The sequence below is a fragment of the Streptomyces fildesensis genome (genome assembly GCF_016107395.1).
GTDB classification, from domain to species: Bacteria; Actinomycetota; Actinomycetes; order Streptomycetales; family Streptomycetaceae; genus Actinacidiphila; species Actinacidiphila fildesensis.
On record NZ_JAAIKO010000309.1, the window covers coordinates 1 to 259 of the forward strand.

Consider the following 259-nt stretch of genomic DNA (forward strand, 5'->3'; position numbering starts at 1 on the left):
TGATGATGATGAGGATGAAACAGAGGCACTTTTGGCAGAACTTGAACGGATAAAGAAAGAAAGGGCAGAAGAAATGCGCTGCAAGGAACAACAGAGAATGGCGGAAGAGGTGGAAGCCAAGAAAGAGCAACTTCTGAGAGGGAACCCACTGCTTAATAACTCACATAATTTTAATGTGAAAAGAAGGTGGGATGACGATGTGGTCTTCAAGAACCAGACACGTGGTGAAACCAAGACTCCTAAGCGCTTCATCAACGAC

Annotated in this window: 1 protein-coding gene; it reads left to right on the forward strand. The window is 44.8% G+C overall.

The features are described from left to right. The coding region (locus C6N31_RS47415; RefSeq protein WP_198359734.1) for a spliceosome-associated CWC15 family protein at positions 1-259 on the forward strand (259 nt) is incomplete at both ends.